The following is a 20709-nucleotide window of genomic DNA, read 5'->3' as shown; positions in this document are numbered from 1 at the left end:
GTCAGCCGAAGTGCAGCACCTGACCGGGCATGATCAGGTCCGGATTCCCGCCCACGGTCTGCTGGTTGTCCTGGTAGAGCTGGTGCCAGCCGCCGCCCAGGTGCTGGGCCTGGGCGATGGTCGAGAGGGTGTCGCCGGCCCGCACGGTGTAGTCGTGACCGGAGCCGCCCGCGTTGCCGACGGCGGCGGCCGGCGTCTGGACCGGCACCTGGACCGGAGCCTGGACTGGCGCCTGGACTGGCGCCTGCACCGGTGCCTGGGGAGCGGCGTACCGGTTGTACACGCCCTGGTGGCTGGTCCAGAACCAGCCGCCGTCGCTCTGGTACCAGTACACCTGGCTCTTCGCGTCCCAGCCGGCCTGGCCGGGGAAGGCCGGGGCGGCGGACTGCGGCGCCTGGGGCTTGGCCTGCGGGGCCTGGGGAGCCAGCGCCTGAGGCCGCGTCTGCTGCTGGCTCTGCGCGGCCGGCGCGGTGGTGTCCACCGTCGCGGCGGCGCCGCCCTGGGACAGGCCGGCCTTGACCGAGCAGACCGGCCAGGCGCCGGGCCCCTGGGAGGCCAGCACCTTCTCGGCGACCGAGATCTGCTGCGCCTTGGTGGCCTGATTGGCCTGCGGCGCGTACTGGGTGCCGCCGTACGCGGCCCAGGTGGAGGAGGTGAACTGCAGGCCGCCGTAGAAGCCGTTGCCCGAGTTGATGCTCCAGTTGTTGGTGCTCTCGCAGTTGGCGACCTTGTCCCAGGCCGACACCGGAGCGGCGTGCGCGGCGGTCGCGGTGAGCAGCGGCACCGCCAGGCCCGCGCCGGCGACGCCGGCCACGGCGATCGCCTTCTCGGTCTGGGTACGACGACGATGACGGCCATTGCCCATGAGCAGCATGAACTGTCCCTCTCCGCACGCCTGCGAGGTGAGCTGTCGGGTTCGGGCCCGTGAGGTCGGCCCGGCCGCTGACGCGGCTTCACCCCTAGCCGTGGGAGACGGCAGAAAATCCTGGGTCCCCCGCCCCTGCCCCGAGTAGGTCGGGTGTCCCGGCAGCGCGGTGGGCAGGATTCGGCGTACCGCACGCGGGGTTCGCAGCTGCGAACTCCTGGGAGGGTAGGCAGATTGACGGACCAATCACAAGCTCATATCGCGTACATCACACGAGAATTACGACAAGTGGCAGATCGCCTACTAACCGATCAGGTTTGTCCGCATTGATGCCTGTTCAGATCAGGCGTGTCGGAACACTTCCGACACGCCGTCAGCCGGTCGCGGCAAGCTGAGATATCAACAGATCAGCAGATCAACGCACCGTCAGGACGTGCCGGCCGAGGACTCCGGCGTGAACGAGACCGGCAGTTCACGCAGCCCACGCATGATCAGGCCGCCCCGCCAGCGCAGTTCCGCCGGCTCGGTGGCGAAGTCGAGGTCGGGCAGCCTGGTCAGCAGGGTGGCCAGTGCCGCCTGCCCCTCCAACCGGGCCAGCGGGGCGCCGATGCAGTAGTGGATGCCGTGCCCGAAGCCGAGGTGCGGATTGTCCCTGCGGGCCAGGTCCAGGGTGTCCGGTTGGCCGAACCTGGCCGGGTCGCGATCGGCCGCGGCGAGCACCACCAGCACCGGATCGCCGACCGGGATGTGCACCCCGCCGATGGTCAGCGGCGCGGTCGCGAACCGCCAGGTGGCCAGCTCCACCGGGCCGTCGTAGCGCAGAAGTTCCTCGACGGCGGTGGTCAGCAGCTCCCGCTCGCCGCGGCGCAGCGACTCCTGCAGCCGGGCGCGCTGCTCCGGGTGGTTCATCAGCGTGTACATGCCATTGCCGATGAGGTTGACAGTCGTCTCAAAACTCGCGGCGAGCACAGCATGCGGGCCATCCTTCGGCCCTACACTCGCGGGCGCCTCCGGGGCCTCCACCGGCCCCTCTTCACCGACCACCACCCACAGGGACCGCGCCACGCGCCCCGTGATCTTCAGCGGAGGAATCGTCGGAGCCACGTACACCGGCGTCCCACCACCGCGCTGGTTCAGCATCTCCACGATCGCCTTCCACGCGCCACGCTGGAAGAAGGTCAGCTGCCGCTCACGGATCCGCTGTGGGTTGCCGAACGCATCCGTCATCTCGTTCCACGGCGTCCCGGTGCGCAGGCGGCAGAACATGCCGTTGAAGGCCAGCCGCAGGTCGATCGTCGTCTTCGTGAACGACGACTTCGCCACGTAGGCCGAGAGGATCTCCTTCACCATCACCCAGTCGTCCTCGTCGATGTCGGCCGGCACCGGGTGCTGCGTCCCCTTGTGCCACTCCGTCACCGGGCACGGCTTACCCGACCGCTTCTTGAACCGGTGGTTCCCGGCTGACACCCGGACATCGAACATCGCGAACAGCTCCGACTTCTCCGCCAGAGTCAGATCCCCCACCCGCAGGCGCGCCGAAGAGATGAACTCCTCCATCTCCTTCGCCTCCTGCTGTGTCGACTCGTAGTCCTCCAGCCATGCCTCGGCCTCCTGAAGGGATGCCTGGAGAGCCATCAGCTCCCTGTTGGGCTTGGAGAGGGACTTCTCTCGCACCCGGTCCGGCAGCCTGTTCTTGTGACACATGAGGAGGATGTCGGCGATCTCATCCTCCTTCGCCTCCACCTGAGCGCGCAGCGTCATCACACGCTCGTCGTGCTTCTCCTTCGTCCCGGGGAGGGACTCCACCCACTCCTTGGCGAGCATCTCGATCCGCTTCGGATCGTTCAGGAGAGGCGTCAGCTGCGCCCACACCGCCTTCTCGGTGTCGGTCGCATCGAGGTACACGTCGTCGCAACCGTCATCGACGCCCTTGCACCGGTAGACACGGGTACCGCCACCACGGACACCGCCACCGATGTAGACGTTTCCGCAGTGACCGTCGATACGGCCGGACAGCGGATACTCCGAGTTCGCGCGACGCGACTCGATGGAGAGCTTGGCGATCACGTCCTTCAACGCTTCACGGCGCTCAGGTGTGAAGACCTCCGGCATCGGAATGCGCTTGGCCTCTCCGTAGAGAGCCTTGCCGTCCTCGTCCTGCTTCGTACCGTTCTTCCACCCGTTGTTCTTCCGGTAGGTGACGCAGCACTCCAGGATCGCCTCGTGACTGATGCGCTTGATCCAGTTGCCCACCGTCCACGGCCGTCCGCTGCGGGTGAACATCTCCTTCTCGTTGAGGAGATCGATGGTCTCGGAGTAGTTCATGCCCTGGTCGATCATGGACCCGGCGCCCATCGCCAGCACTCGGCACTCATCCTCGGACAGGGCGATCCGGGAGCCCTCCTTCGAGCCCATCCCTTCCAGCATGAAACCGAACGGCGGCGGTCCGGCCACCCAGCCGCCGGCGTCGAGCTTCGCTTCGCGCCCGTTGAACGTCCGCGAGAAGATCAGCTCGTGCTCCAGCTGCGCCATGTAGGCCAGCAGCGCCAGCACCAGCTCGAACATCTCGTTCTGCGAGTCGATACGGCCGTCTGCCGTGACGACGCGCAGCCCTTGGTCGTTCATCTCCCACACCCAGCGCTGGATATCGTGCATGGTGCGCCCGAACCGGTCGAGCTTCTGGGAGATGACGAGGTCGACGTCGCCTGCGGCAATCGCTGCCTTGAGCTTCACCTGGTCGCGACGGTTGTCGATCTTCCCGGAGATTCCGTCATCGACGAAGACTCCGACGATCTCGAAAGGAACGTCGCGGAACCAGAATTCGATCCACGCCCTCGCATCCTTCTCCTGCTGATCCAGACCGGAGCCTTCGACCTGATTCCTGGTGGAGACGCGGACGTAGATGGCGATCCGAACCGGCAGTCCAGCTTTCTGGCGCGCCGCGCCCCGGCTTGCGACACGCTGTCCAGGCAGGGTTGAATTAGCCATGTCACTCCTTGCCCGAGTGGCCGGACCCCGGGGCGTTCGCAGCGCCGTCGGGGTCACCCATGTTCGGGGCGAGTATATCTGTCGGATCGTCAGGCCGACCGTGTACAGGGAAATGACCGAACAGGATCCTCCCCGGCGACCTGGCACGTCCTCACATCGTGGTAGCGCGGGGTGTCAGAGGGCTGATGGCCTCCGAACATCGGCAGCGGGATACCGTCGAGGTATGTCTGATCGGCCTGAACTCTTCACCTGGGGGTTCGCCTCCAACCCCTACCCGGCGTACGCGTGGCTGCGTGAGCATGCACCTGTGTACAAGGCCCAGCTACCGAGCGGCGTCGAAGCCTGGCTCGTGACGCGTTACGCCGACGCACGCCAGGCGCTCGCCGACGGCCGGCTCTCGAAGAACCCGGTGCACCACGACGAGTCGGCACACGCCAAGGGGAAGACCGGAATTCCGGGCGAGCGCAGCGCCAATCTGATGACACATCTGCTGAACATCGACCCGCCGGACCACACCCGGCTGCGCCGGCTGGTCTCCAAAGCGTTCACACCGGCTCGAGTTGCAGAGTTTGAACCCCAGGTGCAGAGCATCGCGAACCGTCTGCTCTCGGAATTCTCCGCACGCGGTTCGGCGGACCTGATCCACGAGTTCGCCTTCCCCTTGCCGATTTACGCGATCTGCGACCTCCTCGGCGTTCCGAAAGAGGACCAGGAGGACTTCCGCGACTGGGCTGGCATGATGATCCGGCACGGCGGCGGCCCGCGCGGCGGGGTGGGCCGGGCTGTCAAGCGCATCCGTGCGTACCTGGCAGACCTAATTCATCGCAAGCGGGCCGACCTGGGCGACGACCTGATCTCCGGTCTGATCCGGGCCAGCGACCACGGCGAGCACCTCACCGAGAACGAGGCCGTTGCGATGTGCTTCGTACTTTTGTTCGCAGGGTTTGAGACGACCATTAATCTGATCGGCAATGGCGCACTTGCGCTCTTTCGGAATCCGCCCCAGCTGGCGCTCCTTCAGGCTGCCCTTGCAGATGGAGAGTCCCGATTGCTCGATACGGGGATCGAGGAACTGCTGCGCTACGACGGCCCGGTGGAGCTGGCCACCTGGCGCTATGCCACCGAGCCGCTCGAAATCGGCGGCCAGGCTGTTTCGGCAGGCGACCCAGTTCTCGTCGTACTCGCCGCCGCCGACCGCGACCCGGCCAGGTTCGGTCAGCCGGACACCCTGGACCTCGCGCGCGCCGACAATCCGCACCTCGGTTTCGGCCACGGGATCCACTACTGCATCGGCGCCCCGCTGGCCCGCCTGGAGGGCCGTGTGGCGCTCTCCAGCCTGCTCACCCGACTGCCGGATCTCCAGCTCGCTGCGGACCCGGCAGAGCTGCGCTGGCGCGGCGGTCTGATCATGCGTGGCCTGCGGGAACTCCCGGTCGAGTTCACGCCAGCATCACCTTGATGATCACGGTCGACCCTCGCTCGGGCTGCGAGCGAGGGTCGACCGTGAGTTTTCGCAGGTCAGACGGCTTGCAAGGATCAGGTCGTCGCCCGGCTCGGCCCGCTTGCGGTGGATCAGCTCCGCCAGGTACGCCCGCATCCGCTTGACCGCGCGGGCCACCCCGCCGCGCGGGCCGCCGCCGCGCCGGATCATCATCCCGGCCCAGTCCCGGAAGTCGTCCTGGTCCTCGGCCGGCACCCCGAGCAGGTCGCAGATCGCGTAGATCGGCAGCGGGAAGGCGAACTCGTGGATCAGGTCGGCCGAGCCGCGCGCCGCGAAGCCGGAGATCAACCGGTCCGTCAGCTGCTGCACCCGGGGTTCGAACTCGGCCACAGTGCGCGGGGTGAAGGCCTTGGAGACCAGGCGGCGCAGCCGGGTGTGGTCGGGCGGGTCGATGTTCAGCAGGTGCGTCATCAGATCGGCCTGCCGCTCCCCCGGGATCCCCACCCGCCCCGTGCGATGCGCCTGCTCACTGTGGTGGGCCGGATTCTTGGAGAGCCGGGCGTCGGCCAGCGCCTGCCTGGCATCCGGGTAGCGGGTGACCAGCCAGGCGTCAACCCCGCTCGGCAGGGTGGTCCGATGCACCGGGGCGTGCTCGCGCAGCCAGGCGTACGCCGGATAGGGGTCGGCGGCGAATTCCCAGGTGAACAGGGGCGGCGAGGGCGGGAGTGGCGGTGAATCGGGGCGGTCCGGCATGTCTTGACGGTATCCGGTCCCCGGGAGGAGTGAGCCTGGTCACCTGACGGGTAATCCCTGTTGCGGAGGGTCAGGAGAAGCCTACGATCCTCCGATACGTGGTTGGCGGGCGCGGCAGTGCGGCAGCGCCCCCAGGGAGGAGCAGGCCATGCGAGTCACCGGGGCAGTGGTGGTCATCGCGGTACTCAACGGCGGTGACGGCGACGGGCCGGCCCGTCGGTTCGCCGCGGCGGGCGCCGCCGGCATGCTGATCGCCGACCCCCGGACCGGGGTGGCCGAGGACCTGGCCGCCGCCCTGGACCGGACCGGCTGCCCGGTGATCGGGGTCAGGTCCGACATCCACCAGCCCAGCGACATCGCCGCCCTGGTCGACACCACCGAGAAGCACCTGGGCCCGATCGACCTGTTCTGCGTGGCCGGCCCCGACGGCGAGCGGATCGTCGCGATGGACGAGCTGCCCGGCCAGCTGCACCGCCTCGCCGAGCTGCTGGACCCGCTGGGCGAGGCGATCGGCGCCTGCGTCCCGCCGCAGCGGCAGGCGCACGCCCACCAGCAGCCCGCGTAGCACCAGGCCCCGGGCGCCAAGGACCGGGGCCGCCGCCAGGGCCTAGTCGGCGGCGAGCCCCTCGGCGGCCCGTACCGCGGCCCGGTAACCGCGCGCGGCCTCCCGCAGCGCCGCGTCCGGGTCCACCCTGGCGTCGTGGGCACGCTGCACCACCGCCAGCAGCAACGCGCCGACCGTCTGCCCGGTCAGCTCGGCGGGCAGCGCGTACGGCGCGTCGGGTACCCCGGTGAAGCCCGCCCGGCGGACCCGGGAGACCAGCTTCGCCGCGTACGCCAGCGCCGGCAGCCCCGAGGGCACACCGTCCAGGACCGACTCGCGGTCCTGCTTCTCGGCGGCCTTCAGCTCCTCCCAGTTGGCCTCCACCTGGTCGGTGGTGGCGGCGTCGGAGTCCCCGAAGACGTGCGGGTGGCGGTACATCAGCTTGTCGACGATCGCCCCGGCCACCTCGTCGATGGAGAACGGGTCCTCGGGGTGCTCCTCGGCGATCCGGGCGTGGAAGAAGACCTGCAGCAGCACGTCGCCCAGCTCCTCGCGAAGCGTGGCCCGGTCGCCCTCCTCGATCGCCTCGACCAGCTCGTAGGCCTCCTCGACCAGGTACTTCACCAGGCTGGCATGGGTCTGCTCGGCGTCCCAGGGGCAGCCGCCGGGCGAGCGCAGCCGGTCCATCACCGCGACCAGGTCGAGCAGCCGGGCCCCCGGCAGGTCGTAGGAGCCGGGCAGCAGCTCGATCTCCGGCGCCCGGCCCGCCTCCTCGACCGCGATCCGGGCCAGCGCCTCGGTCAGCCCCGGGTCGCCGTCCGGGCTGCCCAGGAAGAGCACCGGGGCGCGCTCGACCAGCGTGCGGGCCAGCGCCGGGGCGCTGCCGCGGGCCAGCAGCTCGACCGTCACCCCGGCCCGGGCGAGCGCGGGCAGCTGCGGGTGCGCCGGATCGGCGGCCAGCACCAGCGGCGCCGCGCGCAGCGCCTCCCAGGCGGGCCAGCTGAGCAGGCCGGGAGCCACCCGGTGGGTGGTGGTGAGCAGGGTCAGCTTGGCGGCGTCAGCGCTGTTCGGGGTGTCCGTCGAGATGTCCACCCCTCGAACCTACCGCTCAGGCGGCGGCACCCGACTGCGGCAGCCACTCCTCGCTCGGGCTCTCCAGCACCGCCTGCTGCGCGTCCCAGCTGCCGTAGCGCGGGTTGACGGTCACCTTGAGCTCGCCGGCGGCCTCGGCCAGCAGCTGGTGCACCGTCTTGTTGCCCTCCGTGGTGCCGATCTGCTGCCCGCCCAGCGCGGCCAGCTTCTGCAGGCCGATCTGCTCGCGGTGGAAGGTGTCGATCTCGCCGGCCGGCACCGCGTGCTTGAGCAGCAGCATCTGCTCCAGCCCCGCCTCGCCGCCCCAGGCCTGTGCCTGGTCGGCCCGCGCCTGGGCGATCTCGGTGTCGCTGACGGTCAGCCGGTGCTCGGCCAGCGCGTGCTCGACCACCTCGCTGAAGATCATCCCGGAGACGGTCGCCCCCACCAGCCCCGCCTGCTCCTGGTACTGCCCGCTCGGCAACCGGGCCGCCTGCGCGCGGAACTCGGCCACCCGGGCCTGCACCGCCGACTCGGTGATCCGGTCGGGGCCGACCACCGCCGCCGCCCCGGCCTGCACCGGCCGACCCCCGCAACCGGTCAGCACGGCCGCCGCGAGCAGCACGCCGACGGCGGGCAGCGCACGGCGCAGCCGGCGGCGGGCGAGCTGGGCGGAGCGGCGGAGGGAGTGGCTGCGGATCACGCTGGGCCTCCGGGCGGGGCTGCGGTGGCGACTGGCTCCTGACGTGACATGAGAATAGAGAGCCGGGACGGCCGTTGCCCGGAGGTTGCACCGAACGAGTGACGGCGAACACGGCTGACCCACCGTCAGCAGTGCTCTGCGGAGCGCCCGTTGGACTGACGCGCCGCTCCCGCGAGCGGCGGCGCTGGGCGGGCAGTCGGGCGGGCAGTTGGGCGGCGCCGTGCTCCGCCGCCCAACTGCCCGGGGACTACGCCTTCTTGGCCACCGCCAGCTCCTCGAACATGGTGCTCAGGAAGGTCCCGCACCAGGCCAGCAACTCCCGTCCGACCACCGGCTTGCCGCCGATCCGCGCCGTGGTCGGGCGCGGCACCAGCAGCTGGGCGGCGGCCGCCTTGACCTGGCTGCGCGGGTAGAGGCGGTTCAACCGCAGCGACTGCGACTCGCGCAACTCCACCGGACCGAACCGCACGTTGGCGCCTTGCAGGGTGATGTCCGCGACCCCGCAGCGGCGGGCGTACAGCCGCAGCGCCGCGACCAGCAGCAGGTTCTCCACCGGCTCCGGCAGCTTGCCGTACCGGTCCGTCAGCTCGGCCCGCACCTGGTCGATGTCGGCCTCCGAGTTGACCGCCGCGATCGAGCGGTAGGCCTGCAGGCGCAGCCGCTCGCCGGGGGCGTAGTCGTGCGGCACGTGGGCGTCCACCGGCAGCTCGATCTTCACCTCCAGCGGCTCCTCCTCGACCTCGCCGCCGCCCGCGGCCAGCGACTCGCGGAACTCGGCCACCGCCTCGCCGACCATCCGCATGTAGAGGTCGAAGCCGACGCCGGCGATGTGCCCGGACTGCTCGCCGCCGAGCAGGTTGCCCGCGCCGCGGATCTCCAGGTCCTTCATCGCCACGTACATGCCCGCGCCCATCTCGGTGTGCTGGGCGATGGTGGCCAGGCGCTCGTGCGCGGTCTCGGTGAGCGGCTTCTCCGGCGGGTAGAGCATGTACGCGTAGCCGCGCTCCCGCCCACGGCCCACCCGGCCGCGCAGCTGGTGCAGTTGGGAGAGGCCGAAGGTGTCGCCGCGCTCCACGATCAGCGTGTTGGCGTTGGAGATGTCGATGCCCGACTCGACGATCGTGGTGGAGACCAGCACGTCGAACTCCTTCTCCCAGAAGTCGACCACCACCTTCTCCAGCAGCGTCTCCCCCATCTGCCCGTGCGCGGTGGCGATCCGCGCCTCCGGCACCAGGTCCTTCAGCCGCGCCGCCGCCTTGTCGATCGACTCCACCCGGTTGTGGATGTAGAAGACCTGTCCCTCGCGCAGCAGTTCACGCCGGATCGCGGCCGAGATCTGCTTCTCGTCGTAGGGGCCGACGAAGGTCAGCACCGGGTGCCGCTCCTCCGGCGGGGTGGTGATCGTCGACATCTCGCGGATGCCGGTGACCGCCATCTCCAGGGTGCGCGGGATCGGGGTCGCGGACATGGTCAGCACGTCGACGTTGGCCCGCAGCTTCTTCAGCTGCTCCTTGTGCTCGACGCCGAAGCGCTGCTCCTCGTCCACGATCACCAGGCCGAGGTCCTTGAACTTCGTCTCGGACGCGAACAGCCGATGGGTACCGATCACCACGTCCACCGAGCCGTCCCGCAGGCCCTCCAGCACCGCCTTGGCCTCGGAGTCGCTCTGGAACCGGGACAGCGCCTTCACCACCACGGGGAAGTTGGCGTAGCGCTCGGCGAAGGTGGAGAAGTGCTGCTGCACCAGCAGCGTGGTCGGCACCAGCACCGCCACCTGCTTGCCGTCCTGCACGGCCTTGAACGCCGCCCGCACCGCGATCTCGGTCTTGCCGTAGCCGACGTCGCCGCAGATCAGCCGGTCCATCGGGACCGACTTCTCCATGTCGGCCTTGACCTCGGCGATGGTGGTGAGCTGGTCGGGCGTCTCCGCGTACGGGAAGGCGTCCTCCAGCTCGCGCTGCCACGGGGTGTCGGGGCCGAAGGTGTGGCCCGGGGCCGCCATCCGGGCAGAGTAGAGCTTGATCAGGTCGGCCGCGATCTCCTTGACCGCCTTCTTGGCCCGCTGCTTGGTCTTCGCCCAGTCCGCGCCGCCCAGCCGGTGCAGCGTCGGGGCCTCGCCGCCGACGTACTTGGTCACCTGGTCGAGCTGGTCGGTCGGCACGAAGAGCCGGTCGCCGGGGTGGCCGCGCTTGGCCGGCGCGTACTCCAGCACCAGGTACTCACGGGTGGCGCCCTGCACGGTGCGCTGCACCATCTCGACGTAGCGGCCCACCCCGTGCGCCTCGTGCACCACGTAGTCGCCGGCGGCCAGCGCCAGCGGGTCGATCGCGTTGCGGCGCCGGGACGGCATCCGGCGCATGTCCTTGGTGGAGGAGCGCTGGCCGGACAGGTCGGTCTCGGTGATCACGGTGAGCTTGAGCGCCTCGTCCACGAAGCCGTGCTCGATCGAGCCGCAGCTGACGTAGACGACGTCGCGGGTCGGCGGCTCGGTCAGGTCGGGGGCCAGCCGGGCCGCGATGCCCTCATTGCCGAGCAGCTCGGCGAGCCGCGCGGCCGGACCCTGGCCCTCGGTCACCATGACGACCCGCCAGTCGGCGGCCAGCCGCTCCCGGGCGTCCGCGATCGCCCGCGCGGTGTCGCCGCGGTAGGCCTCCACGGCGTGCATGCCCAGGGTCAGCGCGTTGGTGTCGAACTCGAGTACGGAGCTCGCGCCGGCGTCGCTGGTCGCGAACGGGCTGACCGACCACCAGGGCAGCCCGATCGCGGCGGCGTGCTCGCGCACCTCGGCCAGCGAGCGCAGCGAGGCGGCCGAGACGTCGATCTGCTCGACCTCGATCGGCCGGTCGCCACCGGCCGCCGCGGCCACCCAGGAGGCGTGCAGGAACTCCTGGCTGGTCGCCACCAGGTCCGCGGCCCGGGTGCGGACCCGCTCCGGGTCGCAGACCACCGCGACCGAGCCGGCCGGCAGCACGTCGAGCAGCAGCTCCATGTCGTCCACCAGCACCGGGGCCAGCGACTCCATCCCCTCGACCGCGATCCCCTCGGCGATCTTGTCCAGGATCTCGGCCAGCTCGGGATGGGCGAGGGCCAACTCGGCCGCCTTGGACCGGACCTGATCGGTCAGCAGCAGCTCGCGGCAGGGCGGCGCCCACAGGCCGTGCTCGGCGATCTCCAGCGAACGCTGGTCGGCCACCTTGAAGTAGCGGATCTCCTCGACCTCGTCGCCCCAGAACTCCACCCGCAGCGGGTGCTCCTCGGTCGGCGGGAAGACGTCCAGGATGCCGCCGCGCACCGCGAACTCGCCGCGCTTCTCGACCAGTTCCACCCGGGCGTAGGCGGCGGCCGACAGCCGCCTGGCGATCTCGCCCAGGTCCGCCGACTCGCCGCCGCGCAGCGCCACCGGCTCCAGCTCGGCCAGCCCCTTGACCTGCGGCTGCAGCACCGAACGGACCGGGGCCACCACCACCTGCAGCGGCCCGGCCGCAACGTCATCCGCCCGCGGGTGGACGATCCGGCGCAGCACCGCGAGCCGGCGGCCCACGGTGTCCGAGCGCGGCGAGAGCCGCTCGTGCGGCAGCGTCTCCCAGGCCGGGAACTCGGCGACGGCGTCCGGCGGCAGCAGCGAACGCAGGGCGCTGGCCAGGTCCTCGGCCTCCCGGCCGGTGGCGGTCACCGCGAGCACCGGGCGGCCCCGTTCGCCGGCCCCCGCGGCCAGCGAACGGGCCAGCGCCGCGATGGCGAACGGCCGTGCGGCGGGCGGGCCGACCAGGTCGAGGTGCGGGCGGTGGCTGCCGGCCGCCGCCTCGATCGCCTCGGCGAGGGCGGTGTCGCGGACCACGACATCGAGCAAACCGATCAGGCTCATGGAGTCTCTTCGTCCCGTTGCGTCCAGGCGGAGCGCCCGGTGGCGAAGCTTGCTCCTGCCGCCGGGCAGCTTGATGGGCCCGGCACGCGGTGCACAGGGGCCGGGTCAGGCTCCCAGCCTACGCCGAGGCAACGACGGAGCGGGCGGGCGGGCAGTCGGACACAGCCATGCACATGACCGTCGGCGGCGGTGATGACCTGGCGTTCGGACACAGTGGCCGATTGTCAAGAAGTGGACATACTCCTGTCACTGGGAGTCCATGGACGGCGCGCAGGATGGATCCCGTGCCCGCCGCTCCAACCGTGGGGGATGGACTGGTGGGCCGAACGCACTCCGATGGGGGTCGGGGTGCGAGGCCGGGTGACCCTGGGTGGGGGCACCCGCCCGACCGTCGGGAGTCGTGGCGCCCTTTCCTGGAGGGCGCCACGGGTCCTGGCCGGAGCCCGGCCCGTGAGCACCCGGGCCCTTTCACCGCCGCCAACCGTCGCAGCGCTCGGCTCCGGTCGGCTGCCCCGCACCGCCGCGCCCGCTCGGACACCGCCGCCTGGCGGCAGATCAGCCGCGGGCCCGGCCGATCGGCCGGGCCCGCGGCTGTCCCACCCGAGGTCAGCTCCGCCGACGTCCCACCGTGTTGGGCAGCGAGTCCAGGGCGACCTCGTCGTCGATGATCACGATCTTCGGGATGACCGCGGTCTCGTCCGCGTTGCGCGGCGCCCCCGCGATCCGGGGCATCAGCGTGGTCTCCGCCGCCGGGTCGCTCGGCGCCTGCGGCGGGGCCGGCGGCGGGGTGGCCGGGCGGGGCGGCACCGGCGGCTGGGCGGCGCCCGCCGCGCGCAGGGCGGTGCGCGGGTCGACCTGCGGCTGGGCGGGCTGCGGCTGGGCGATCTGGGGCTGGGCGACCGTGGCCTCGAACAGCTCGGCGGGCATCCGCAGCACGGTGGTCGGCGCGTCGGCGGCGACCGCCTCGGGGACAGCCACCTCGGGGGCGGCCGGCAGCGGCACCTCACCGGTGTCCGCCTCCGAGTCGAGCGCGGGCGCGGCGGGCGCGGCAGCGGCCAGCGCGGCAGCGGGCACCTGGCCCGGCTCGATCATCCCGACCGCCTTGCCGGTCAGCGAGGCCAGCGTGCCCTTGATGTGGTCCAGGTGCGTCTGCACCGTCTCCAGCCGCTTGTCGAACTCGGCCCGTTCGGCCGCCGTGCGGGCGTTGATCTGCTCGGCCTCGCGGCGGGCGGTCTCGATCAGCTGGTCGGCCTTGGCCTGGGCGTCGGTGTCGATCTGCTTGACCACGCCGAGCGTGGTTTCCCGGTGCTGCTCGGCCTCCTTGAGGCGGTGCTCGGCGGCCAGCGAGATCTTGGCGTCCTCGGCGGCGGCAGCGGCCTCCTCGGCGGCGAACCGCTCGTCGGCGTCGCGGCGCAGCTCCGCCAGCTTGGCCTCGGCCCGCTCGCCCGCCTCGGCGGCGGCCACCCGGATCCGGGCGGACTCGGCGGTGGCGGCGTCCCGGCAGGCACGCGCGTCCTGTTCGGCGTCGGTGCGCAGCTTCTCGGCCGCGGCGCGGGTGCTCACCTCGGTCCGGCGGGCGGCCTCGTCGGCCTCGGCGCGGGTGGCGGTGGCGTAGGCGGCGGCCTCGCTCTGCCGCGTCCGGCCGGCCTCGGCCACCGCGTCGCGGGTCTGCGTGCTGAACCGCTCGGCCTTCTCGCGGATCTGCCGGGTCTCGTTCTCGGCGATCGCCATCAGGTCGCCGGCCTGCTCGCTGAGCGTGCTGTAGTCGGGCTCGGGGGCCTCGGCGGCGGCCTGCCGGGCGGCGGCCAGGGCCGTCTCCAGCTCACGGATCTGGGCACCGAGCTGGCTCAGCCGGTGCCAGGCGTGGTCCCGCTGGGCGGTCAGCGCCCCCAGCGCGCGGTCGACCTGCTCTGGCGCGTAACCCTTCCGGGCAGCGGTGAAGCCGTACGACGGGATGGCGTCGCTCATCTACTGTCTTCCCCTCAGTGGCCGGCTGGGCTCGGTGCCTGGCTGGGCTCGATCAGGTGCTCGGTACCTGCGGTCTTCTTGACCTATTTTGCGCAGATCGTTCGGAAAGCCAAAGGAAGCGACACCGCCGGCCGGGGCCGCACCCACCGGTGCTGCCCCGGCCCCAGCCGCCGGGCGGCTAGAGCAGGCCGTCCCAGAACTGCTCCAGGAGGACCGCCCACCAGGTGTCGGGTGCCTGGAGGGCCGCCGGGTCGAGCCCGGCCAGCTCGGCCTGGAAGTCCGCGGTCCAGCGCCCGGCCTGATCCGGGGTCAGTCCGTAACGCAGCGGCCACATCCGACCGAGCAGGGCGAGCGACCGGACGAACTCCGGCACACCACTGTTGACGAAGCGCGGGGCCTCCCCGGTTCCTCCCCCGCCCTCCGGGCGGGAGATTCCCCCATCAAGATCCACCGCGACCACCGCCGCTGTGCCGTACTGCACACAGAGCTGGCGGCCGTAGTCGTTGCCGAGCACCAGGTAGCCGCCCGCGTCGGGCCCGGCCGGCCGGCCGCGCTCGGCGGCCAGCTCGGCCAGCGTCGGGATCGGCCGGTTATCCGGGGTGTGCGCCCAGAAGAACGGCCCGAAGTTGGTCGGCAGACCCGCCCAGACCAGGGTCTGCGCGACCACCTCGGGCACGCCCGCCCTTGCGACCGCGCGCTGCTCGTAGCGGAAGACGCCCGGACCGAAGAACTGCGCGAGCTCGGCCCCGAGCTGCTGCGGCGGCACCGGCGGCCGGGGCGGCAGCGTCCCGGGCGCGGGCAGCGGCACCCGCAGCGGGCGCGGCCGACGCGGGCCCGCCGCCAGCTGGTGCAGCTCGTCCAGGTGGTTGAGCAGGTGGGCCATGCCCGCCTGCCGGGCCTGCTGCTCGCGCCCGTACGCGGCCGTGTGGGTGATCCGGACGTTCGGCCAGGAGGAGGCGACCAGCCGGGCGCAGTAGCCGCCCGGCAGGTCGCAGCACTCCAGCTCGGTGTACAGCTCCAGTACCTGCTCGGCGGGCACGCCGAGGCGGCGCAGCTCCTGGAGGATCTTCCACTCCGGGTGCGGCGTGCCGGGCTCGCTGCGCTGCATCACCTTCTGCTCGGAGCCGTCCGGGGCGCGGTAGCTGAGCACGGCCAGGTAGCCGGGCCCGACGGTGGGCACACCCGGCGGGACCGGGGCGCCCTGCGGCGGCAACCCGGGGACCGGCGCGGCGGCGCCGGGCAGGCCGGGACCGCCGCCCGGCACGGCCGAGGCCAGCTGGGTCGCGGCCTGCGCGACACCGGCGCCCTGCTGCGGGGCGCCCTCCGCACCCGGGCGCTGCGGCCTGGCCGCCTTGCTGGTCGCGGCGGAGGCCAGCTCATCGGCTTCGGGCGCGCCCCGCAGACCGCTGGGCGGCGGAGGCGGCGGCGTGCTGCCGGCGCCCCGGCCCCCCGGGGTGGCGTGCGGCTCGGCGCCGCTGCCACCCGCGTGCAGCAGCCCGCCGGGCGGCGGCGGGGGCGGGGAGCTCGCGCCGCGGCCACCGACCGCGGGCGGCGGCACGGGCGCGCCGCCCTGGGCGGCTCCGTGCCGCAGGGCGACCGGCGGGGGCGGCGGCGGGACGCTCCCGCCGCGGCCCCCCACGGCGGGCGGCGGCACCGGCGCGCCAGGGGTGCCGGGCGCGCCGGGCAGACCCAGCAGACCGGGCGGGCCATCGGTGGAGAGCATGGTCGGCGCGTACGCGACGCCCTGACCCTGGCCCTGACCCTGCCCCTGCTCGGGCCCGGGGGCCGGCGGCGGGGCGACGGGCGACGGGGCAACCGGCGACGGCGCCGGGGTCGGCGCCCCGGTCAGGCCCAGCAGACCGGGCGGACCGTCGGCGGAGAGCATGGTCGGCGCGTACCCGCCCACCGGCGTGGCCGGGGCCGGCGGGGTGACCGGCGGCGCGGGGGGCACCTCGGCCGGCTGAGCGCGGACCGGGAAGGGCGGCGGGTTCCAGCCCACCGGCGTGGCGGGCGGCTCCGGGAACGCGGGCGGCGCCGGCGGCTGGTCGGCGACTGGCGGCTGGTCGGCGACCGGCGGCTGGTCGGCGACCGGCGGCTCGGTCGGCGGTGGCATCCGGACCGTGCGCGCCTCCGGCGGGGTCCGCGGGGCGGCGTCCGGCTCCTCGCCGTGCTCCGCCAGCTCCCAGGGCGGCGGGGCGAGCATGGTGGGCCCGTCCCCGGCCGGCCGGTCGGAGATCGGCGGCGCGGTCAGCCGGGCGGGCTCGGGCGCCGTGGCGGGCGCGGGAATCGTCGAGGGCGTGGGCGTCGTCGAGGGCGCAGGCGTCGTGGCCGGCGCGGGAATCGTCGATGGCGTGGGCGTCGTGGGCGCGGCGGCCACCGGCGCCTGGCCCAGCTGCTCGGCCTCGGCCGCGAGCGCCGCCGCTCCGGCGTCCAGCACCCACTGCGGCGGGCTGAGCAGGAAGGAGGTCGCCTCGACCGGTCCGGGCAGCGGCTTGGCCAGCCCGGACGGGGTCGCCCCGGCGGGCCGCCCGTAGGCCTCCTCGTAGCGCCGGACCACCTCGTTGACCGGCAGCGCGGGCCAGAGCGTGCTCGCCCCGGTGTCCCGGGCGATCACCAGCTTGACCGCCCCGCCGTCCGAGGAGGGCCCGCCGTCCCGGTCCTCCGCCCAGCAGACGAACCCGAGGTCGAACTCCCGCACCCGCACCTCGCGCTGCTGGAAGTGCGGCACCCCGCCGTTGATCCACTCCGCCGCCAGGTCCTGCGCCTGCGCGTACGTCATCATGCCGGGACCGCCTCCGCCTTCTGTGCCACCGCCGTCATTCCCCTGCCGGTACCGCTCGCCGCGCGTCTCACGACACCGGCACCGCGCGGGCGAACCCGCCGTCCACCATCAGCTCCGCCACCGTCTCCAGCTCCGGCGGACTGCCGGCCAGCCGGAGCAGGAAGTCGTCGAAGGTGTCGCCGCAGCGCAGCAGCAGCCGCCGCACCCGGTCGGCCGGCTCCTCCGGCCCGCCGGTGTCGCGGGCGTCGTCGTAGAGGCAGAACCAGACCGACCCGAGGTCCTCGCCGCGCACCTTGAGCGCGATGATGCCGCCCTGGGCGTACGCGATGCCCAGGTAGTCCTTGGTCAGATGATCGCGCAGGCACTTGTTGGCGTAGACCAGGTCCTCGACCCCGTACTCCTCGCAGAGGGTCAGGAACGGCTGGTCGAGCAGCAGGCCGAGCTCGGTGTCCAGCGCCACGCCCACCGGGGCGTGACCGCCGGCCAGCTTGAGGAAGCCCCGGTAGGGGCCGGGCAGCCGGTAGCCGAGCTTCTCCTCGGCGGCCTGCACCAGGTCCTCACTGACGCTCAGCGCGGTGTCGCCCTCCCTGGAGAGCGAGAAGTGCACGGCCTGGCTCTCCTGCAGCGGCCGGGTGCCGCGCCGCGAGTGGTCGGCGGGCGACAGGACCAGGCCGCCGTGGTGCCGCAGCAGCGCCTTGACCTCGACCGGGACCAGCTCCATCCGCCGCCAGCCGGGCGCCGCCCGGCCGACCGCGTGGTGCCAGGTCCAGCCGACCGGGGTGGCCACGGCGGCCTCCTGATCGGCCCACAGCTCGTGCCCCTGGCTGAACAGCGCCGCATTGGCCGAGACGTAGTCGGTCAGCCGCAGCTCGTCCACGCCGAAACCCGCCGGCGGATCGGCGACCTCGGCGGCGGCCTTGGCGTACGGACCGAAGTCCGGGTACCCCTGGGCGTCCACCCGCACCCCCGCGGGGTACTTGGCGGCTCGCACCGGGTCGGGAAAGTGGACCACCTGTCCCGCGTAGGCCGCGTTGGGCGCGGCAGCGGTGCCGGGCCGACCTGTCGTCATCTGGGTGCCCCCTGCTGAAGCCGATGTAGCTAGCCACCAGGGTATGGGGTCAGGGCTTCGACTGGTCCGCTGGCCCGGCCGCCCCGGGAAAACCGGATCCACACCCACAGTTTGTGAATTATCCGTGAACCTGATGGCCCATCAGGACATCTGCCGGACCCCCGGGTGATCCACTGTCCGAAACGTTTGGCAGGCTGGCCCCGAGCCCGCTGCCGACCAGGGAGGAGCAGTCGTGGACCACAGCGCGCCGACCGCGCCACTGCTGCGCCACCACCGGGACAGCCTGCTGCCCGCCGTGGCCGCCGCCCTCTCGCTGCGCGGCGGCGAGGTGCACACGCTGGCCGGGCGCAAGGCCGACCAGGAGCCCGAGTTGCACCCGCTGGTCGGCGAGTTCCTGGCCCGGCTGCCGCTGGAGCACCGGGAGCGGTTCGCCGGGCGCTGCCCGGAGGCGGTGCTGCTCTCCAACTACCTCGGCACGGTGGACACCAGCCGCTCCAAGCGCGCCGCGAAGAAGCCGCTGAGCCTGCACGACGCCCGCAAGGCGCTGAAGGGCGCCAAGCTGACCACGGTGCGGATCCGCGAGCAGGACGATCCGGCCCACGGCACCCACGCACCGCCCTGCCGCTCCTGCGCGCCGCTGCTCGAGCACTTCACCGTGCAGAGTGTCGAGGTCGGTCCCCGAGCCCAGGCCTGACCCGGCCTCAGGTCCCTGTCCCCCGAGCCCGGAGTACCCCCTGAATCCGCTCAGCTCCACAACCGCGAGCCCGGTCCGTTCCCAGCCCCGGTTCCCCGCCGAGGTCGCCGCCGCCCTCAAGCAGGCCGGCTGGCACCCGGGCCGCTGGGAGATCCGGCGCGCCGAGCAGTGGGCCGACCAGCTGCTCGGTCGGCCCGCCCCCGACGGTGTCCCGCACGTGGTCTTCCCGGCCGCGATCGAGGCCTGGGCCGAGTTCGGCGGGCTCTCCTTCGACCTGGCGGGCGCCGGCCGCGAGCTGGCCCGCACCCCGTTCCTGCTCGACCCGCTCTGCGGACTGCACCTGCCGCGCACCCTGGCCGACCTCTCGCGCGCGCTGGACAGCCAGGTGGCGCCGCTGGGCGAGGAGCACTACGGCCAGGCGCTGCTGGCGATCGACGAGGCCGGCCGGGTCTACAGCCTGGACCACACCGGTGAGTGGTACCTCGGGCCCGACCTCGACCACGCGGTCACCGCCCTGCTGCTCGGCACCCGGCCACAACGGCTGCGCACCGCCGCCGACCCGTACTGAGCCGCGCCGGTCCGCGCGCTCAGGTCAGCCGGTCCGCCCGCTCGACCAGCCGGGAGGGCAGCAGCGCCTCCACCCGGAACCCGCCGTCCCGCTCCGGACCGGCCCGGAAGCTGCCGCCCAGCGCCCGCACCCGCTCCTCCATGCCGACCAGCCCGTTGCCCCCGCTGGGCAGCCTGACCTGCTCGCCGCCCGACGGGTTCTCGTTCACCACCGCCACCCGCACCCCGTTGGGCACGTAGGCCAGCAGCACCGAGACCTGGGCGCCCCCGGCGTGCTTGTGCGCGTTGGTCAGCCCCTCCTGCACCACCCGGTAGGCGGTCTGCTCGGCGTCGCCGCGGTAGCGCTGGCGGGCGCCGCTGACCGTGAGGGTGACCCGCATCCCGGCCGCCTTCGACTGGTCGACCAGCCGCTCCAGGTCACCGAGCCCGTAGACGCTCTCGGCCGCCGCCTCCTCGTTCATCCGCAGCACGCCGAGGATCTCGCGCAGCTCGTCCAGCGCCTGTCGCCCGGTGTCGGCCATCAGCTTGGCGCTCTGCGCCGCCTTCTGCGGGTCCCGCGCCACGATCCGCTCCAGCGCGCCGGCATGCACCACCATCAGGCTGACCCGGTGCGCGACCACGTCGTGCATCTCCCGGGCGATCCGGGTGCGCTCCTCCAGCCGGGCCCGCCGGGCCCGCTCGCTGGCCCGCTCGGCCAGCAGGTCCAGCTCGGCCTCCAGGCCGTGCGCGCGGTCCTTGAGCGACTCGACCAGCCGCCGCCGGGCACCGATGTAGAGGCCGGTGACCACCGGCGGGACGGTCAGCCCGACCGCGACCAGCACCGAGAGCAGCGCGAACACCCAGGTGGCCGGCAGCTGCTCGCCGGGCTGCGGCTTGCCGGTGAGCAGCGCGAAGAGCACCATCCCGAGGGTCTCCACGAAGATCACCACGGAGAGCGCCACCACCCGCCGCCGCCCCTGGGCCCAGGTCCAGGTCGTGGTGAGCGTGTAGAGCGACACCACCAGCAGCACGATCCCGAACAGGCCCGGCACCAGGATCATCGAGACCAGCACCGGCACCGCCGGCCAGCGGCGCCGCACCAGCAGGCTGGCCCCGCCCAGCGCGCCGATCACCGCGGCCGCCACCGCGAACCCGGTCCCCAGGTGCAACCGGTCCCTGACCACGCCGTAGCCGCCCACCGCGCACTCCAGCGCGGCCAGCAGGGCCAGCAACGCGTCCAGGAGCGCGCTGCGCCGCCGCTCCCACCACCAAAAGCCGCGGTCCTGCGCGCCCTCCCCAGGCGACAAGCTCATGTCCGACAGCCTAAGCGAGGCACCCCCGGCCGCCCCACCGACTTCTCATCCACGGTTCACCCCGCGCACCGGTGGATCCGCGCACCGGCCGGCCCGGCCCGAAACCG

The 20709-nt window shown here is 72.8% G+C and carries 12 protein-coding genes, 3 pseudogenes and 1 riboswitch; of the genes and pseudogenes, 4 read left to right on the top strand and 11 right to left on the bottom strand.

Features of this window, described 5'->3' with window-relative positions:
* Position 1 precedes the first annotated feature (1 nt).
* The 3 genes and pseudogenes from OG403_RS22115 to OG403_RS22105 form a co-directional block, all read right to left on the bottom strand.
* Positions 2 to 874, bottom strand: coding sequence for a transglycosylase family protein (locus OG403_RS22115; RefSeq protein ID WP_329567023.1), 873 nt, complete (start codon positions 872 to 874; stop codon positions 2 to 4).
* Between the two features lie 2 nt (positions 875 to 876).
* Positions 877 to 1031: riboswitch (cyclic di-AMP (ydaO/yuaA leader) on the bottom strand.
* 260 nt (positions 1032 to 1291) lie between these two features.
* Positions 1292 to 1834 (bottom strand): annotated as a pseudogene (locus OG403_RS22110) (cytochrome P450); the annotation flags it as partial.
* A 1500-nt stretch (positions 1835 to 3334) separates the two neighbouring features.
* Positions 3335 to 3853: pseudogene (locus OG403_RS22105) on the bottom strand (recombinase family protein); the annotation flags it as partial.
* A gap of 223 nt (positions 3854 to 4076) precedes the next feature.
* Between OG403_RS22105 and OG403_RS22100 the strand changes: the two are divergent.
* Positions 4077 to 5312 carry a cytochrome P450 family protein gene (locus tag OG403_RS22100; protein WP_329567021.1) on the top strand — a complete coding sequence of 412 codons (1236 nt, stop codon included), beginning with the start codon at positions 4077 to 4079 and terminating at the stop codon, positions 5310 to 5312.
* 75 nt (positions 5313 to 5387) lie between these two features.
* Here the strand turns inward: OG403_RS22100 and OG403_RS22095 are convergent.
* A pseudogene (locus OG403_RS22095) lies at positions 5388 to 6047 on the bottom strand (cytochrome P450); the annotation flags it as partial.
* 148 nt (positions 6048 to 6195) lie between these two features.
* Between OG403_RS22095 and OG403_RS22090 the strand changes: the two are divergent.
* Positions 6196 to 6612 carry a hypothetical protein gene (locus tag OG403_RS22090; RefSeq protein ID WP_329567018.1) on the top strand — a complete coding sequence of 139 codons (417 nt, stop codon included), beginning with the start codon at positions 6196 to 6198 and terminating at the stop codon, positions 6610 to 6612.
* A gap of 42 nt (positions 6613 to 6654) precedes the next feature.
* On the opposite strand, the gene OG403_RS22085 is transcribed toward OG403_RS22090, so the two are convergent.
* The 6 genes from OG403_RS22085 to OG403_RS22060 form a co-directional block, all read right to left on the bottom strand.
* Entirely contained in the window at positions 6655 to 7677 is a 1023-nt protein-coding gene (locus OG403_RS22085; protein WP_329572449.1) for a MazG family protein, read from the bottom strand.
* 22 nt (positions 7678 to 7699) lie between these two features.
* On the bottom strand, positions 7700 to 8365 hold the full coding sequence (locus OG403_RS22080; RefSeq protein WP_329567016.1) for a SurA N-terminal domain-containing protein: 666 nt from the start codon (positions 8363 to 8365) through the stop codon (positions 7700 to 7702).
* A 247-nt stretch (positions 8366 to 8612) separates the two neighbouring features.
* Positions 8613 to 12230 carry a transcription-repair coupling factor gene (gene mfd / locus OG403_RS22075; RefSeq protein ID WP_329567013.1) on the bottom strand — a complete coding sequence of 1206 codons (3618 nt, stop codon included), beginning with the start codon at positions 12228 to 12230 and terminating at the stop codon, positions 8613 to 8615.
* 606 nt (positions 12231 to 12836) lie between these two features.
* Positions 12837 to 14198, bottom strand: coding sequence for a hypothetical protein (locus tag OG403_RS22070; RefSeq protein WP_329567011.1), 1362 nt, complete (start codon positions 14196 to 14198; stop codon positions 12837 to 12839).
* A gap of 178 nt (positions 14199 to 14376) precedes the next feature.
* Positions 14377 to 16980 carry an SUKH-4 family immunity protein gene (locus OG403_RS22065; RefSeq protein WP_329567009.1) on the bottom strand — a complete coding sequence of 868 codons (2604 nt, stop codon included), beginning with the start codon at positions 16978 to 16980 and terminating at the stop codon, positions 14377 to 14379.
* Between the two features lie 67 nt (positions 16981 to 17047).
* A complete protein-coding gene (locus OG403_RS22060) occupies positions 17048 to 18049 on the bottom strand; it encodes an SMI1/KNR4 family protein (protein ID WP_329567007.1) in 1002 nt (333 codons plus the stop codon).
* 232 nt (positions 18050 to 18281) lie between these two features.
* Here OG403_RS22060 and OG403_RS22055 point away from each other — a divergent pair, with 232 nt between their 5' ends.
* Positions 18282 to 18743, top strand: a complete 462-nt coding sequence (locus OG403_RS22055; protein WP_329567005.1) for a YwqJ-related putative deaminase — start codon at positions 18282 to 18284, stop codon at positions 18741 to 18743.
* 40 nt (positions 18744 to 18783) lie between these two features.
* A complete protein-coding gene (locus OG403_RS22050; RefSeq protein WP_329572447.1) occupies positions 18784 to 19311 on the top strand; it encodes an SUKH-3 domain-containing protein in 528 nt (175 codons plus the stop codon).
* A 19-nt stretch (positions 19312 to 19330) separates the two neighbouring features.
* Here OG403_RS22050 and OG403_RS22045 read toward each other — a convergent pair whose 3' ends face one another.
* Complete coding sequence (locus tag OG403_RS22045; RefSeq protein WP_329567003.1) at positions 19331 to 20602, bottom strand: sensor histidine kinase; 1272 nt, start codon at positions 20600 to 20602, stop codon at positions 19331 to 19333.
* Between the last annotated feature and the right edge of the window lie 107 nt (positions 20603 to 20709).

This window comes from Kitasatospora sp. NBC_01266 (assembly GCF_036242395.1).
Classification (GTDB): Bacteria; Actinomycetota; Actinomycetes; order Streptomycetales; family Streptomycetaceae; genus Kitasatospora.
This window is presented reverse-complemented; position numbering and strand designations above follow the sequence as displayed.